We start from the raw sequence: 1112 nt of genomic DNA, 5'->3' as shown, positions 1-1112 counted from the left end.
GTGCGCAGTGACACTACCGCCACTGCCTGCGGATCCTATAGCTGGAGAGGCACTACCTACACTGCTTCCGGTAACTATACAGTGACTACTGTAAATGGTGCCTGCACCGACACGGCTGTCCTGCACCTCACCATCGCCCAGGGAGTGCGCAGCGACACTACTGCTACTGCCTGCGGTACCTATAGCTGGAGAGGTCAGAGCTATAGCCAGAGTGGAGATTACACCCTCACCACACCCAATGGTGCCTGTACCGATACAGCTGTCCTGCACCTCACCATCAACCAGGGCGTGCGCAGTGACACCACCGCCACTGCCTGCGGATCCTACAGCTGGAGAGGAACTACCTACACTGCTTCCGGTAACTACACCATCACCACACCCAACGGTGCCTGTACCGATACAGCAGTCCTGCACCTGACCATCAACCAGGGCGTACGCAGCGACACTACCGCCACCGCCTGCGGTACCTATAGCTGGAGAGGAACTACCTACACTGCTTCCGGTAACTATACAGTGACTACTGTAAACGGCGCCTGCACCGATACAGCTGTCCTGCACCTCACCATCGCCCAGGGCGTGCGCAGCGACACCACCGCCACTGCCTGTGGTACCTACAGCTGGAGGGGTCAGATCTATAGCCAGAGTGGAGATTACACCATCACCACACCCAACGGTGCCTGCACCGATACAGCTGTCCTGCACCTCACCATCAACCAGGGTGTGCGCAGCGACACCACCGCCACTGCCTGCGGATCCTACAGCTGGAGGGGTCAGAGCTATAGCCAGAGTGGAGATTATACAGTGACTACTGTAAATGGTGCCTGCACCGATACAGCTGTCCTGCACCTCACCATCGCCCAGGGCGTGCGCAGCGACACCACCGCCACTGCCTGTGGTACCTACAGCTGGAGGGGTCAGAGCTATAGCCAGAGTGGAGATTACACCCTCACCACACCCAACGGTGCCTGCACCGACACGGCTGTCCTGCACCTCACCATCAATCAGGGCGTGCGCAGTGACACCACCGCTACTGCCTGTGGTACCTATAGCTGGAGGGGTCAGAGCTATAGCCAGAGTGGAGATTACACAGTGACTACTGTAAACGGTGCCTG

1 protein-coding gene is annotated in these 1112 nt (G+C 58.5%); it reads left to right on the top strand.

All coding sequences use genetic code 11. The features are described 5' to 3' along the window. A partial coding sequence (locus EPD60_RS17030) for a hypothetical protein (protein ID WP_207896683.1) occupies positions 1-1112 on the top strand: 1112 nt, incomplete at both ends.

The organism is Flaviaestuariibacter flavus (assembly GCF_004337505.1).
In the GTDB taxonomy this organism is placed as follows: Bacteria; Bacteroidota; Bacteroidia; order Chitinophagales; family Chitinophagaceae; genus Flavisolibacter; species Flavisolibacter flavus.
Note: the sequence above shows the minus strand (reverse complement) of the source record. Positions and strands in the feature narration are given on the sequence as shown.